General features: G+C 46.8%; 1 protein-coding gene. It reads right to left on the bottom strand.

What is annotated here, in order from left to right; genetic code table 11:
- On the bottom strand, positions 1-429 hold a 429-nt coding region (locus MTCD1_RS23465; protein WP_498067566.1), incomplete at its 3' end, for a calcium:cation antiporter family protein.
- Positions 430-532: the final 103 nt, after the last annotated feature.

Raw genomic sequence — 532 nt, 5'->3', positions numbered from 1 at the left:
CACAAGATCATCTTCACCTTTTAATACCCCCGATATCGATGCGGCGAGTTCTGGTAAGCTAGTTCCCACGGCAATAATAGTCAGGCCGATGACTAAATCACTCATGCCAAAATGCTGGGCTATCACCACGGCTGAGCCGACCAGGAAATGGGAACTGACAGGTAATGCAATTATGCCGAAGACTAACCAAGCAACCGCTGTCCTGGTTGGCACGCCTTCAGGGACTTCATCGTCATGCTCTTGGGTAAGTGGATCATTGCTTGGACGTTTTAATGCGAGGATAGTTAAGGTGAGGATAGTAATGAAGAAGAGTAATAATAAAATCACCCCTTCGTACATCTCCAGTTTTAAATCCCACAGCACAACACCCGCCAGTAGTGTGGTAATTAATACCATCGGGATCTCACGACGGATCGTTGTCGAGCCCACGAGACGGACTCCTATCTCGTATGCCGTCTTCTGCTTGAAAAAAAAAAATATCTCATCCCTGAGTTACCCACACTCATTACACCACCACACTTCTCCAAACTCA

This window comes from Colwellia marinimaniae, from assembly GCF_002207865.1.
GTDB classification, from domain to species: domain Bacteria; phylum Pseudomonadota; class Gammaproteobacteria; order Enterobacterales; family Alteromonadaceae; genus Colwellia; species Colwellia marinimaniae.
The sequence above is the reverse complement of the archived record's forward strand: the minus strand, read 5'-3'. Positions and strand labels throughout refer to the sequence as shown.